Origin of the sequence: Acinetobacter sp. YH12231, assembly GCF_013417755.1 — a bacterium.
In the GTDB taxonomy this organism is placed as follows: domain Bacteria; phylum Pseudomonadota; class Gammaproteobacteria; order Pseudomonadales; family Moraxellaceae; genus Acinetobacter; species Acinetobacter amyesii.
This window is the reverse complement of the sequence record NZ_VPDJ01000040.1, coordinates 1-13,034: the sequence shown is the minus strand read 5'-3', so window position 1 is coordinate 13,034 and position 13,034 is coordinate 1. Positions and strand designations below refer to the sequence as shown.

16 protein-coding genes are annotated in these 13,034 nt (G+C 36.0%); 5 read left to right on the top strand and 11 right to left on the bottom strand.

The features are described from left to right. Positions 1 to 101: 101 nt before the first annotated feature. Positions 102 to 1,016: a replication initiation protein RepM gene (gene repM, locus FTV11_RS16255; protein WP_180074447.1), complete on the bottom strand. Its 915-nt coding sequence runs from the start codon at positions 1,014 to 1,016 to the stop codon at positions 102 to 104. Between the two features lie 847 nt (positions 1,017 to 1,863). Beyond that, on the bottom strand, positions 1,864 to 2,619 hold the full coding sequence (locus FTV11_RS16250; RefSeq protein WP_180074444.1) for a hypothetical protein: 756 nt from the start codon (positions 2,617 to 2,619) through the stop codon (positions 1,864 to 1,866). Positions 2,620 to 2,840: 221 nt separating this feature from the next. On the opposite strand from FTV11_RS16250, the gene FTV11_RS16245 reads away from it, so the two are divergent. Further along, on the top strand, positions 2,841 to 4,124 hold the full coding sequence (locus FTV11_RS16245) for a MobA/MobL family protein (protein WP_180074442.1): 1,284 nt from the start codon (positions 2,841 to 2,843) through the stop codon (positions 4,122 to 4,124). On the opposite strand, the gene FTV11_RS16240 is transcribed toward FTV11_RS16245, so the two are convergent. From FTV11_RS16240 to FTV11_RS16215, 6 genes are all read right to left on the bottom strand, one after another. After that, on the bottom strand, positions 4,108 to 4,341 hold the full coding sequence (locus FTV11_RS16240) for a hypothetical protein (protein WP_249733010.1): 234 nt from the start codon (positions 4,339 to 4,341) through the stop codon (positions 4,108 to 4,110). The two genes, FTV11_RS16245 and FTV11_RS16240, sit on opposite strands and share 17 nt — an antisense overlap. Positions 4,342 to 5,075: 734 nt before the next feature. Next, positions 5,076 to 5,522 (bottom strand): hypothetical protein, encoded by a 447-nt coding sequence (locus tag FTV11_RS16235; RefSeq protein ID WP_180074440.1) that lies wholly within the window; start codon positions 5,520 to 5,522, stop codon positions 5,076 to 5,078. Between the two features lie 3 nt (positions 5,523 to 5,525). Next, positions 5,526 to 6,437 carry an endonuclease/exonuclease/phosphatase family protein gene (locus tag FTV11_RS16230; RefSeq protein WP_180074438.1) on the bottom strand — a complete coding sequence of 304 codons (912 nt, stop codon included), beginning with the start codon at positions 6,435 to 6,437 and terminating at the stop codon, positions 5,526 to 5,528. A 14-nt stretch (positions 6,438 to 6,451) separates the two neighbouring features. Further along, positions 6,452 to 7,474 carry an Abi family protein gene (locus FTV11_RS16225; RefSeq protein WP_218950532.1) on the bottom strand — a complete coding sequence of 341 codons (1,023 nt, stop codon included), beginning with the start codon at positions 7,472 to 7,474 and terminating at the stop codon, positions 6,452 to 6,454. 272 nt (positions 7,475 to 7,746) lie between these two features. Next, a complete protein-coding gene (locus FTV11_RS16220; RefSeq protein ID WP_096902768.1) occupies positions 7,747 to 8,061 on the bottom strand; it encodes a BrnA antitoxin family protein in 315 nt (104 codons plus the stop codon). Further along, positions 8,048 to 8,335 (bottom strand): BrnT family toxin, encoded by a 288-nt coding sequence (locus tag FTV11_RS16215; protein WP_005244631.1) that lies wholly within the window; start codon positions 8,333 to 8,335, stop codon positions 8,048 to 8,050. The genes FTV11_RS16220 and FTV11_RS16215 overlap by 14 nt, the downstream gene beginning before the upstream one ends. Before the next feature lie 288 nt (positions 8,336 to 8,623). Between FTV11_RS16215 and imm45 the strand changes: the two genes are divergently transcribed. After that, positions 8,624 to 8,938 (top strand): Imm45 family immunity protein, encoded by a 315-nt coding sequence (gene imm45, locus FTV11_RS16210; RefSeq protein ID WP_180074436.1) that lies wholly within the window; start codon positions 8,624 to 8,626, stop codon positions 8,936 to 8,938. A 111-nt stretch (positions 8,939 to 9,049) separates the two neighbouring features. Here the strand turns inward: imm45 and FTV11_RS16205 are convergent, their stop codons facing one another. Together FTV11_RS16205 and FTV11_RS16200 are read right to left on the bottom strand one after the other, a co-directional pair. After that, a complete protein-coding gene (locus FTV11_RS16205; protein WP_005265046.1) occupies positions 9,050 to 9,340 on the bottom strand; it encodes a type II toxin-antitoxin system YafQ family toxin in 291 nt (96 codons plus the stop codon). Continuing rightward, positions 9,327 to 9,587 (bottom strand): type II toxin-antitoxin system RelB/DinJ family antitoxin, encoded by a 261-nt coding sequence (locus FTV11_RS16200; protein ID WP_004871910.1) that lies wholly within the window; start codon positions 9,585 to 9,587, stop codon positions 9,327 to 9,329. Before FTV11_RS16200 ends, FTV11_RS16205 begins: the two co-directional genes overlap by 14 nt. Positions 9,588 to 9,840: 253 nt before the next feature. Here FTV11_RS16200 and FTV11_RS16195 point away from each other — a divergent pair, with 253 nt between their 5' ends. The 3 genes from FTV11_RS16195 (at position 9,841) to FTV11_RS16185 (ending at position 12,137) form a co-directional block, all read left to right on the top strand. Beyond that, complete coding sequence (locus tag FTV11_RS16195) at positions 9,841 to 10,869, top strand: MerR family transcriptional regulator (RefSeq protein WP_180074434.1); 1,029 nt, start codon at positions 9,841 to 9,843, stop codon at positions 10,867 to 10,869. Between the two features lie 109 nt (positions 10,870 to 10,978). Beyond that, positions 10,979 to 11,638: an HAD-IA family hydrolase gene (locus tag FTV11_RS16190; protein WP_180074432.1), complete on the top strand. Its 660-nt coding sequence runs from the start codon at positions 10,979 to 10,981 to the stop codon at positions 11,636 to 11,638. A 58-nt stretch (positions 11,639 to 11,696) separates the two neighbouring features. Further along, positions 11,697 to 12,137 carry an SRPBCC domain-containing protein gene (locus FTV11_RS16185; RefSeq protein WP_180074430.1) on the top strand — a complete coding sequence of 147 codons (441 nt, stop codon included), beginning with the start codon at positions 11,697 to 11,699 and terminating at the stop codon, positions 12,135 to 12,137. A 274-nt stretch (positions 12,138 to 12,411) separates the two neighbouring features. Here the strand turns inward: FTV11_RS16185 and FTV11_RS16180 are convergent, their stop codons facing one another. Continuing rightward, on the bottom strand, positions 12,412 to 12,942 hold the full coding sequence (locus FTV11_RS16180) for a plasmid replication DNA-binding protein (RefSeq protein ID WP_180074428.1): 531 nt from the start codon (positions 12,940 to 12,942) through the stop codon (positions 12,412 to 12,414). Positions 12,943 to 13,034 lie beyond the last annotated feature (92 nt).

Below are 13,034 nucleotides of genomic sequence, written 5' to 3'. Positions count from 1 at the left end.
TCAAGAACTGTAAGGGTTTTCATGCTGTAAACCTATGCCTAAACTTGTCAAAATTGATTGTCTATTAGACTGTCTAATAGACAAATGATCAAGTCTATAATTTAGGCAGCTTTAAACCCGACTTTTTCAAGTAAAGGAATAAATTCCTTTACTTTTTCTGAATCTTTGAGCATCTCAGCAAGCCTTACAGCAAATTCAGGATAGCTTTCAGTTCCTTGAGAATAGTTGCTACTTACTTCTGGGAGTTCTGATAGTTTGTTAGCAAACAAGTGACGTTGTGCATCAGTTAATTTAGGGAAATCAACCTTTGTATTTTGTGTTTTAGTTTTTTTCTGGGTTAGTTTAAAAGAAAATCCTGAAATGATTCGACCTGTTTTATGTTGTTCGTATTTAGCAGTTATATCTGTTAGCTCATTAACTTGTTTAATAGCAAAATCTAGAACATAACTTTTGAAGTTACTCATAGTCTTATACTGATTAACTTCAACGCCTAGTTGCTGTCTAAATGTTTGTAAATCAAAAACAGGAGTCTTTCCTGCGGATCTCCATTGAATTAACAATTCATACAAACGAATTGCATAAGTACTGGTTAATTTAGCGACTTGCTGTAATTCATACTTAGTAAAGTTTTCTTCTAAGCGAGTAATAAGAGGAACTATGTCTTGAGTGAAGCGTAAAAAAACAATCCCTGAATTTGGTTCATAACCAATTTTATCTACCCAACGACAGTGAAAACTGCGGTCTTTCCCCGTTTTAGGGCTAATGTCATGATAAGTGACATAACGGTCAAATAAGCTTTTAGATGCATCTCTCAGAACTTTATAAGCAGTATGTTTTTCAACATTAAAAGTATTTATATAACTACTTGCATGAACTTCAAGGAGGCTATTTTCTGTAATCCCATGTCCAGTTTCTCTGGCTTCTGCTATCGCAAGTAAAATTAAGCGTTGTTCTACCGTATCAAGTGTATAACTTGCTTGAACTAAAGCATTGTCTTTAACAATTAATTTTGACATTTCTCTATTTATTATCTTAACAACTAGGTCGTAAGATAGACTATTCAAATTGTTTTGGCAATTCTCTTTTTACTAGGTCGATAAACCTAGTTTTAATACCCTTTAAGACTAATATAATTTCACCACCTTTAAAGGCTTTTAGGCTAATAAACCTTAGCTTAGTGATTGTTTTAAGAGCAAACTTAATATTAAAGAAGTAAAAGGTCGACAAACCTAGTTTTAAGGTCGACAAACCTAGTTTTAAGGGTCGACAAACCTAGTTTTAAGGGTCGACAAACCTAGTTTTAAGGGTCGACAAACCTAGTTTAATAGAACCTGTAAAGCTTTTAAATAAATGCTTTCAGGATATCTAAAAGCATTTAAAAACATTAAAAATAATTAAAAGCCCAGGGAGTGAAAAAATTGCCCTATGTTTTCGCTACGCTCAAACTCTATTGAATCTCGCTTTCACTCGATTCGTTGGGGCAATTTTTTAGTTAATTCTTTCTTGAATTCTAAAAATCAAAAGCAAGAATGAATTCGCTTCGCTCATAAAGCTTTTTTACTCGCTTTCGCTCGATCTAGAATCTGATTTTTACATGTGATTTACGCTTTATTAGGCTCTACTGCCTAAAAAGCTGTTTTTCAGAAAGTCGAAGCGCGAATTTTAGTGGTTCGCTCGTAGACACTCGCTCTATAGATACCTTTTAGGTATTTAATTTGAGTTTTAAGGACATTTCTTAATTTATAAATTAAGGATTCATTTAGGGGTGAAGCGTAAAAGAGCTTATTTCGCATTTTTAGCCCTGATTACATTTTTTATGTAGGATTTTATAGGATTGAGCCCAAAACAGGCTGTAATCGCATTTTATGGCTTTTTACGGTGCTTTTGGATGAGTACCTTGTGAAGTTTTTGTCCATTGATGTTATAGGTTGGCAAATCTTCAATCATACGCTGGAATAATTTTGTTTCTTCCTTGAGGTCTTCGGTGTTGTTTTGGATCTCTTTATAGATTGTGGTTTCTTTAATGGCTCTTTCCCAAATAATGCTCTGTAGGAGGGCATCTCTGAGTAGGGGAATATCGCTGTGTTGGATCTGAAGATCCAGGTCTTTATAAAGCGATTGAACTACACCTCCTATCGCGTATTTGAGTTGGTTTTCTGCATTGCGTTTTTTCTGGGCTTCTGTCAGTTCCTTGTGACTTTTCTGCAAAATTTCACGTTTGTGTTCATTCTCCAGCCGGATTCGATTGTCTAGGGCGGCTTTTTCAATTTTCTGATAAGACTCTAGGGCGCGATCTAGGCGGAAAAAATTATCCTGATCCATTGTTTGATTGAGTAAGGTCAGAATTTCAATTTCGTTGGCCAAGAGGGGCTGTTGGTTTTTGTCCTTCAGTTTGATTTGTTCAATGAGTGCCTGTCTTGTTAGAAACTGGTTTTTCTCTCGGTCGACTGTTTTGAACAGGCTGAGTTGTTTGTCATTGAATCTGCCATTGGATTGCTGAAGTAGGGTCAAAGCCTGTTGTTGTTTTTTCTTGAGGAAGGGAAGTTTCTCCAGAAATTGCTGCAATGTCGTGAGGTCATTTGAGGTGAGTATTTTCGTAGGTCTTCCACGGACCGCCATCGCATTCTCCAGCATAAAATGGGTGAGGTTTTTGTGTTTTCAGTTTAGCATAGGCCGGCACAGGAAGAATTAAATAAAATGTGGGAACATTTTATTTAATTCTTAAGCTCGTTTCCGTGTTTTTAATTCGATATAATTACTACGCAATTATATCGAATTAAAAACACTTCTCCTCGTGCTCCGCAGGCTCTGCGAGGCTCCGTGAATTTGAAGGTGGGATTATGTTCTATTGCAACCTGGAACACACAAGCAAAAAGGCCGTGAAAACCCGATCGGGGAAAGTAAAAAATGCTGCCACGGCCAAGAACCGGTTTCACTACATTACCCGGACTTCGCACTTTAAAAATTATAAAGAAAGTGCCTCAGAACAGATCGAGTTTGTGAGATCCGGCAATCTGCCAAATTTTGCTGAAGGAAAGCCAGCTGAGTTTTGGGACGCTGCAGATATTTATGAACGTAGTAATGGCCGTACCTGTTCCAGTTTGGTGGTGGCCTTGCCCAAAGAGTTGAATCAGGCACAGCGGATTGAATTGGCCGAGGCGTTTATTGCTGAGTTCGCAGACCGCTATAGCTATCCCTTTACCTGTGCCATTCATAATCATGTTGGATCGTTGGGTGGGCAAGAGCAACCGCATTTGCATTTTATGTATAGTGAACGACATGTTGATGGCATTGACCGGACCGCAGAACAGTTTTTTAAGCGTTATAACCCAAAGGATCCACAGAAAGGTGGGGCGCAGAAGCTGACAGCTGATGTGTTAGGTATGGGAAAGGCGCAGTTACAGCTGTATCGGCAGAAGACTGAAGAGCTGATTAATGACAGTCTCATGCGTTATGCCCCGACCAAGATGGTAGAAATCAAGGGAATTCAGGTGGAAGTTCCTAGCTTGGTCAGCTGTTTATCCAACAAGGAGTACAACAAGAAGCATGGCACACAGCTGAAGGATGTTCCTGTGATGAATAAGGCGGTCCGTTTTGCGCGTGAGAAAGAGCCGGAATTAGTGGCAGAACGGGAAAGAATGACTGCTGAAATTAACCGGTTACGTGCTGAAAATCATTATGAGTTGTATCGTCCATTTTACGAGGCTGAATTAAAAAATCGTCAAGAGATTGAAGAATTGAGCACGCAAGCTGAAACACCACGGACACGCCAGCGTTGGTATGCTCAAGAAAAATTATTGTTTTTACAACAAAAAATGCAGCAAACCTTATTGCAAGATCATCAAACGACCGAACCTTTTAGGTTGATTCAGCATGATTTACAGGCTTATATCGATCTTTTGAATACCGAATTCTTCGATCGACTTGAGAAATTTGAATACTTAAGTGATCTGGGCCAACGGTTAAAGAATTCAGTTATTCAGATAGCCTCTATTGATGAAGAATTGGCATTCATGCAGCGGCAGGTCATCGAACGTGTGCCTTTGCAAATGAGAGACAAGGCAGTAACTCCTGACAAAATAAGGAATCATGATCAGGATAATGATTTTAGTTCTGGTTTTTAGGCAGATTGTTTAAGGCGCGCCATTGCATCAGCAGAACAGCCTCTTCATCTTCCAGTGTAGTTTCTCCAGACTGGATCCGTTCAAAGCGTTCCCAGGATCTTTTTTTATGGGCCCTTTTTTCTTTGGGACTCATGCCGAAGGTCGTAATCGATTGAGCTGTTGCCCAATCCTTGCGATCCATTTTTTTGAGATGCTCACTTGTACTGAATTTTTTCATGGAAATACTTCTGATAGGGACTTAACCGAATTATTTGATCTTTAATTCCTTAACGTGACAGAACCTGATATTGCAACTGCCAAGCTGAATGCAGAACTTTCTCTTGTATTGTAAAAGATAATTCGACTTCTAGATTTTTTTAGCTTCGATAAAAACAAGATAATAATTATAAATCAATAATTTAGACGATTAGTAATGAATTTTAGATTTTTGAGAAAAAAGCAAGATAATAATTATAAATCAATACTTTAGATGATTAGTGATGAATTTTAGATGATTAGTAATGAATTTTAGATTCTATTTTTTTTAGCGTCTAGCCTAAAATTCATTACTATCCCATTTTATTTATTAAGCATCACTATAATTAGTCAAAAAATGAAAAAAACTTCATTAATAATCCAGATTTACCAGAAATTATATATGTAAGAATAAGGAGTACTATTATTGTGAATATCAAAATATCACCCTCGGGGTGATTGAGACCAAATTTAATTAAGTTTGTGTCGAGAAAGCGGTCCAAGATCCAAGATAAAATCATCAAATTTACTGTCAAAGCTGTTGCTACCAATTTAGCTGAAGACTCTTCTATTTGTTCAATAAAACTCATTTTTACATGCCTATGTTATAGCTACTCTCAATAATATTGATACAGATCTTCACAACGGTTTGCAAACTTCGCATAAGAGATTTTATGTTAAATAAAAAGGCACCTTACGGTGCCTTTTATCTTTAATTTAGCTATCAGCAAGAAGTAATTTATAAAACTTACCAACCTCTGTTCTTGTAGCTAATTGGGAAAGACCCCTAATTAAGCTTTCTTTATCAGAGTATGCCGATGTATCGCCATCAACTTTTATTCTTAGTGGATATCCATCTTCATTTTCTATAATTTCAGCAATCTCATACGATTTAGTGCCATTAGACAAACGAAGAGCTTTATAAGACTCATTCGAAAAATCATTTAAAATTGATGCTGCTGAGGCCCACAAGGCATTGCTAGTCTTGTGTCGAATCATACGTGTTAGATTATCTATTTTAGTAAAAATTTTGTTATCTGACGCTCTCTTAAATGATTGAGAAAAATCCTCGAATATTTCTGCAATTTCATTTTTATTACTTTCAGCTACATCTGCTCGTTGAATACCTATGGAGATGCTGTCTTCAAAATTAAAATGGCTCATGAGTTATGATCTCCATGTCAGGTTAAATTGAATTGGTAAATGATCTGACCAACGTTCAGTCTTACTGGTGATATCAAATATATTTAATATTTTTAGTGAATTATCAGAGTATTTCCATCCTGAATCACCTTCTATTAAGTTTTTAGCAAACATTACTTGATCGAAATTGAACCAATGTTGATAGTTTTTCTGTTTATAAAAATACGTTCCGAGAGTTAAATAAGGTACTGAATGGCTTAATGGAGGGGGAACATTCAAGAAGTTCCAAGAAGGGTTATATAGCAGCTCAAATCCATTTTTACTTCGACTTGGAGATTTAGGCTCTCTAAAACTACATAAATCCTCGGTCAAGCTAGTGCAATATGGCTCAGTGTTAAAGTCACCAGCAATAATAATATTGTTATTTACTAGTAGCCAGTTATTTAAATGAAACCTTAAATTTTGCGCTACTTTCTCCCTGACCTTTTGAATTTCAGGGGTTAATATACTTGGCCAATGTACTAATACAAAACTCAATAGTTCTTGGTTATAAACATCAATAAAGTCATACTTTTGACCGCTTTTAGAGAATTCTCCCTTATAGCTTGAATCCGTATTTTCACAGTCATGGTGCTTTTCTGTTTGAATTAATAAAAATTTATCGGAACGATAAATGATACAGGTATCAAATCGAGTATTTCCTCTTTGTTGGGTTCCATTAGCAACTCTATAAGGGATCTTGAAACGCTCAAAAATACTATTTAAGTAATTTACGGAAGTATCATCAATCTCTATTAATCCAATAAAATCAATATTTTGTGTTAATAATCTTGCAATAAAACGTTTGCTTATTCTCCAACTTCTTTGATCAACTGCTGATCTAGAGGAACTTATTTTAGCATTCCAAATAATTATATTTAGATCAGTAGTTGGCATAATTGAGTTCCATTTTACCCAATCCAAAGAGGGTCAGTATTCCAATTAGTGGGGAACCCTGCTTGATGCATATGATTATTGGCAAAAGGATATCTATTAAAGATATTTTCTAGTTCTGCTCTTAGGTCCAAATTTTGGATTTGAAGCTTCTTTAGCATTTTTTGAATGACAGCAATGGTTGTATATGGTCGGTGTTTATTAGGTGATGAAATAGTTAAAACATTATTTAAATTACTAGGAATAGAAAGTTTTGCATTCCATAGGCGACTGTGATGAGCACAACGATTACGGACATCTCGAATACATCGGATCCAATTCACTAAAACTTTGTAATCCTTTGCGCCAAAATCTTTTGCTAAATTATCGAAATCTATAGTTGGTAAGCTATGATTAATAGCATCATATATTTTATAAATTTGACCTAAGCTTAATAGTTCACTGGCAATCCAAAATGGGGGTAAGTTTTTATATTTATCATGCTTGTCATTGTAATATTTTGACCTATAGTTTGAAGCATAGAGTTCTTTTTCTCGATTAAAGTCATTACTTATTTTATCTCTAATAGAATCAATAGCATAAGTGTTATTTCGAACAATAAAAAAAAGAGAGTTATCTAAATACCAAAATGGATCTGAAGTTGTTCTGGAAATTAGATGATCCAACCTGCTGCGTAATTTAACTTCTATTTTGGCAATAGCTTTAAACATCAGTATTCTTAGCTCTTCATCAAACCTATATAGTTCAACACCTGATTCGAAAAAAGAATTAGAACGATAAACCTTAGGGTTAGTACCTTGCAGGTCAAGCATCGGATGAAGATATATTTTGAAATGGTAATAACTGATTTGGCTTAAAATCTTTTCTGCTTCAACTTCATTACTAAATAACAGATTTTTCCCTTTTAAATCACTAATTAAATCAATTGGTTGTCTATATGGTTTTAAGTATAAGGAATAAGGCATATTAATGAATGTAATGAAATATAAGCAAAAAAAAAGCTCACTAGAAAGTAAATTAATACTTGCTGCGAGCGTCATTAAGTACAATATAGTAAGTCAAGATAGTTTTGTCAAATAGTTAATGTATTAGAATTTCTAAAATTAACATGATACGGATTATACGAAATCATCAATGTATAGCTTTAATTTCCTGTTGGAAAGCCATGAAACATCCATTGTATTCCCCATAAGATTACTAAGATAAGGATCACCCAAACCATAATCTTTAAATTATACATTCTGTAAGTTTTCCTAAAATTAACATAATACACCTTATACGAAATCAAAAATGGGAGCCTAAGCTCCCATTTTTATTGATGATTTTTTAATTCTTTTAGCATGGCATCCCGTAAAATTTCATTCATTCGTGTTTGATAGCCTTTGCCTTGAGCTTTAAACCATGCAAGTACATCAGCATCTAAACGGATGGAAGTCTGTTGCTTCACTGGGCGATAGAATTGATTATGGCGTACAGCATTGCTCCAGTCGGTAATTTCAGGAATATCTGAGAGATCTAGCTGATCATCAGGAACCGTCCTTTTAGCAAGCAAGCGTTCAATTTCAGCATCTTGCTTGTCGCTGAATTTTTCATTCAGTTCTTTACGTGAGTATCTAACCATGCTCATATCTATCTCGCTCCGCCTTAGTGACTTGTCTTGCACTAATGATTCGTATGATTTCACAGTCATCTTCATCAAAAATGGTGTGAGCTACTAAGAGCATTAGTACGCCTTTTACTTTCCCAATGGTCTGCCAACGTTCTTCACCATCGGTATGTCTGTCCTGAATTGAGATCCTCAGTGGATCATCAAAAACAAGGCTTGCAGTTTCGAAAGAGATATCATGCTTTTTCTGATTCTTTCGATTCTTAGCCTCATCCCATTCAAAATACTGTTCCATAAAAAAACATTCAAATTTGTATATACAATAATGTATCACAAAATTGTATCACTCAACCTGATTGGTGTAATTTTTAGTCAAAATTATTGGCAAAATATTCCAGAATTGACCATAAAAAAGCCGACTTGTTTCAAAGTCGGCTTTTCGGGTTTGCGCCCCCGATTTCTTATAGCATAACTTTTTGAAATATAACACTATTTATTTTGCATTTCGTATAACGCCCATTATGTTAAATAGCCGAGAAATACTGTACTTTAAGGGCTGTTCAAAACAGCTATAAGTTATAAAATGAAATGGTCTAAATTAATTGATTTCAATGAACAATATTTACAACGTGGTTATCTTTTAAAATTCAAAGCTCATTATCCATTTGAAGAAGAAGTAATCATGATGGTATGTGAAGGTGGATATTCACAAAAAGGGTTAATAACTATAAGTGGATATAAAGCGGGCATTAATATGTATGTTTTATTCCCTGAAGAGGCAAATCCTGATGGTCTATCAACTGAATGGCTTATAAAGAATTGGACTAAATGGGTTTGGCCAGAAGGTGACGTAAATTCTGTATTAGTACGCCCTGCATTAACTTACGATGAAATATAGTTTAGTTACGCTAAAATTAACATAATACACCTTATACGAAATCAAAAATGGGAGCCTTTAGCTCCCATTTCATTTATCAATTTTTAAATTTTTCTGTTGAAATTAGCTCGTTCAAATCGCCAATTCACTATGACTACCTAATCGAACTAACTTCAAAATGAGTAGTTCACCTTCTTCTGTTTTCTTATAGATTAAAACAAGATCTGGTTTGATATGGCAGTCACGATGACCTACCCAATTACTGACCAAAGCATGGTCACGATACTTTTCAGGCAAAGTTTCATCGGCTTGTAATAACTCTAAAACAGTTTGTAGTTCAGCATCGACTGTATTTCGATGCTGACCTTTTTTCTCACGTTTATAGTCTTTCTTAAATGCAGAGGTGTACTTAATCGTCCGCATTTAGATCAGCCATTAAGTCTTTTACAGAAGTGAAGCTCTTTGCTTTGCTTAGATCTTCTTCCATCGCTGCAATGGTTTCAGCATTGGGTTGCCAAATATCAAAAGGTAAAGCCTTTTCTTTAGCTACTTTGGTCAATAATAAACGGACTGCATCTGAGACAGTTAAGCCCATTGTTGCGAGAACTTCCGTTGCTTCATGCTTAATGTTTTCATTGATGCGAGTAGTCACTAGTGCATTTGAAGCCATGTTAAGTTCCTGTGATTAACATTGTTAATCACACTATATTCCTAGATGAAGAAAAATTCAATTCGTATAACAGCCATTATGTTAAATGGAAGATGGAAATGTATGGAATATAAAAAATTTTACTACCTAAATAAATAAAACATCAAAAATGTAAATTATTTACCATAAATATTTTTTATAGCTTAGATACTTGACCCTCACGTAACGTTAGCCTCTAGCATAAGACACGCCTAAGGAATAAAGGAGTCAAAAGATGTTATTACAAGTCGGTGAACTGGCTAAGCGGACAGGGTTAACTATTCGCACCCTTCATCACTATGACGATATCGGTTTACTTCAGCCTTCGGCCCGCTCCGACGCCAGTTACCGACTTTACAGTCGTCAAGATATTACTCGCTTATACCAAATTCAGGCATTGCGAGGGCTTGGAATGACATTGGCAGAAATTGGCGCGGTTCTTAATAGTCCAAACCTGGCACTCGCCCCATTAATTGATCGGCAGATTCAGGCAATCGATCAGATGATCATTAAGCAGACTCAACTGCGCTATCGTTTGAGCAGTCTCAAAAATCAACTGATGAATGGTGAAGAGCTGGAACTGGACAATTGGCTAAAAACATTGGAGCTTATGTCTATGTACGAACAATATTTTACAAAAGAGGAACTTGCAGATCTGACTTTTTTACAGGCAGATAGTAAACAACAAAAAGAATGGGAAGCGCTTGTCATCGAAGCCAATGCACTCTTTAAGGCCGGAGAATCTTCTAGTAGTGAAACTGCCCAAAACCTGGCTTCACGCTGGATGCTGACCCTCGAACAGAATACGGCTGCTAATCCTGAATGGTTGGCTAAATTGAATAGCATGCATTCAGCTGAATCGGCATTTCAGGAAAAATTGGGTGTGCGTCCGGAAGTGGTTGAGTTTCTACTTGAAGCATTTGCCGAGAGTAAGCTGAACGTTTTTGCACGTTATTTATCCGAGCAGGAATTTGCTTTTATGAAGCAACATTATGTACGTGAGATGAAAAATTGGCCCCAGTTATTGATTGGATTGGAGAAGGCCATTCGTGCTGGGATTGAACCTGACAGTGAACAAGCAAAATGTTTAGCACAGCAATGGCTCTCCATGTTACAGGGTTACGCAGGCAAAAATCCGGCGACACATGCGAAGATTCGCAATGCCATGCAAAATGAACCAAGTCTTGCCGAGGGAACCTGGCTCAAACCTACCACTTTGCAATTTTTAGAAAAAGCAGTAGCAGCTTTGATGCGTTGTGCTTAGTACATGCTTACCTCTATTCAAATAATCAAAGTAGTGTGGCTATCCCATAATATGGGGTAGTCATTAAGTTTATGATTTCAAAATATTTTATATAGAGAAAGTAGAGTAAATGGTATTATCACAAACTTATCCAACTACACTATATAAGTTGGTTATTTTCGATTTTGATGGAACCTTAGCAGATTCATTTCCTTTCTTTGTTTCAACTATAAATCATCTGGCTGACATGCACTCTTTCAAGAAGATTCATTTAGATGAAGTGGAATCTTTTAGAGAAATACCTTCCCGAGAGCTAATGAAAACTCTTGGAATACCAGTATGGAAACTACCTGCGATTACTCAGAATTTTATAAAACTCATGAAGGTAAATCCTTCAAAGATTCCTCTATTCGACCATACCGATGAAATGCTTGCCCACCTTAATGAACATGGAATTACAGTGGGCCTGGTTTCTTCAAATGGATACGAAAATGTGACCCGTATTCTTGGTTCAAGCTGTCGATACTTTAATTACTTTGAATGCGGTGCATCTTTTTTTGGAAAAGCATCTAGGTTAAAGCAGCTTTTAAAAAAAGCAGGCTATAAACCCTCAGAAACTATCTATATAGGTGATCAGATTACCGATTATGAGGCAGCTAGATCGGTAGGAATTGCTTTCGGTGCAGTTTCATGGGGTTACAGCACAGAAAGACTTTTAAAGAAATTGTCACCTGATGAGACATTTGAAAATGTGTCTGCCATAAAGAGGATTACTGTCAGCAAAAAATAACCCTACTAAATTATGCTTATAAGCAGAGAATCGCCATTCTAGATACCCGAGGTAAATTATGCTTTCTTTAAAGATAACTACACATATTGATATTCATGCGACACCGGAGCAAGTTTGGCAGGTACTGACTGATTTTAAATCGTATGAGAGTTGGAATCCCTTTATCCGTAAAGTTGAAGGAAAGTTAAACATAGGTGAAAAACTAAAGATTAGGATTCACCCAACTAAGCAAAAAGCAATGGAATTTAAGCCTACACTATTGGAAGTTAAAAATGCTCAGTCTTTAAGCTGGCTAGGTCACTTTCTAATCCCTGGTCTTTTAGATGGTGAGCATCATTTTAAACTTTGCTCCCAAGAAGATGGCAGCACTTGTCTCGTACATTCTGAGACATTTAGTGGTCTACTTGTACCTATGATGCGTAATAATTTGAAATCTATAAGGAAAGATTTTGAATACATGAATCAATCTCTAAAATTATTTGTAGAATCAAAACTTTAGATTTGAAATCATAGGGTAATAAATTGTTATTTTTATTAAAACAGATCCATGTAGGCACTTCGCTTCTTTATTCTTTCAATTTTTAAATTCCCCTAAAATTAACATAATACACCTTATACGAAATGTGTTATAATTTACCTTGAAATTCATATACTTATTTCAAAGTTTATAGCCCAATCGAGCCCGTTTGGGCTTTTTTTATGATTTTTCACGTTCCACGATCATTTTTTGAGCAATGTTCCACGAGTTTAATAAGCCCAGGTGAACAATCAGATCAGCCATATGGCTTAAAGAAGCGGCTCCAGAAGCCTCTTTTCTCCGGCTCCGGTTCAACATGCTCTGGCACTGGAATCCGCTTATTTTCCATCTGCTCAGGAGTAGTCAATCCGTCATGTTTAGCTTCTGCTGTAACCGGTTCGGGATCTGTTTTGGCCATGCTTGATTGCACCGGTTCTTGATCGGTAAACGTAGTCATATTAGGTTTTGGGGCTTCTAATAGGCGTTGCATCGTTTCAATTTGGTTTTGATAAAAAGATTCCCGATCTTTGGCATCATCAAGCTGATTTTTCAGCATGTCTATTTGTTGTCTAAGCAGTAAAACTTCTGCCGAATTTGGACTGTCTATTTTTACAGGTTCTTTTACATCCTGTTTTTTGACGGGTTCCCCAAAAACACGGATTGCTTCCGCTAGATCAATCTTATTCTCAGAATTTTTACTTAAAATTCCTTTCTTTATGTTGTTGTAAATCGTTTGTCTATTGATGTTGTAGAGCTTGGAAAGTTCAAGAACTGTAAGGGTTTTCATGCTGTAAACCTATGCCTAAACTTGTCAAAATTGATTGTCTATTAGACTGTCTAATAGACAAATGATCAAGTCTATAATTTAGGCAGCTTTAA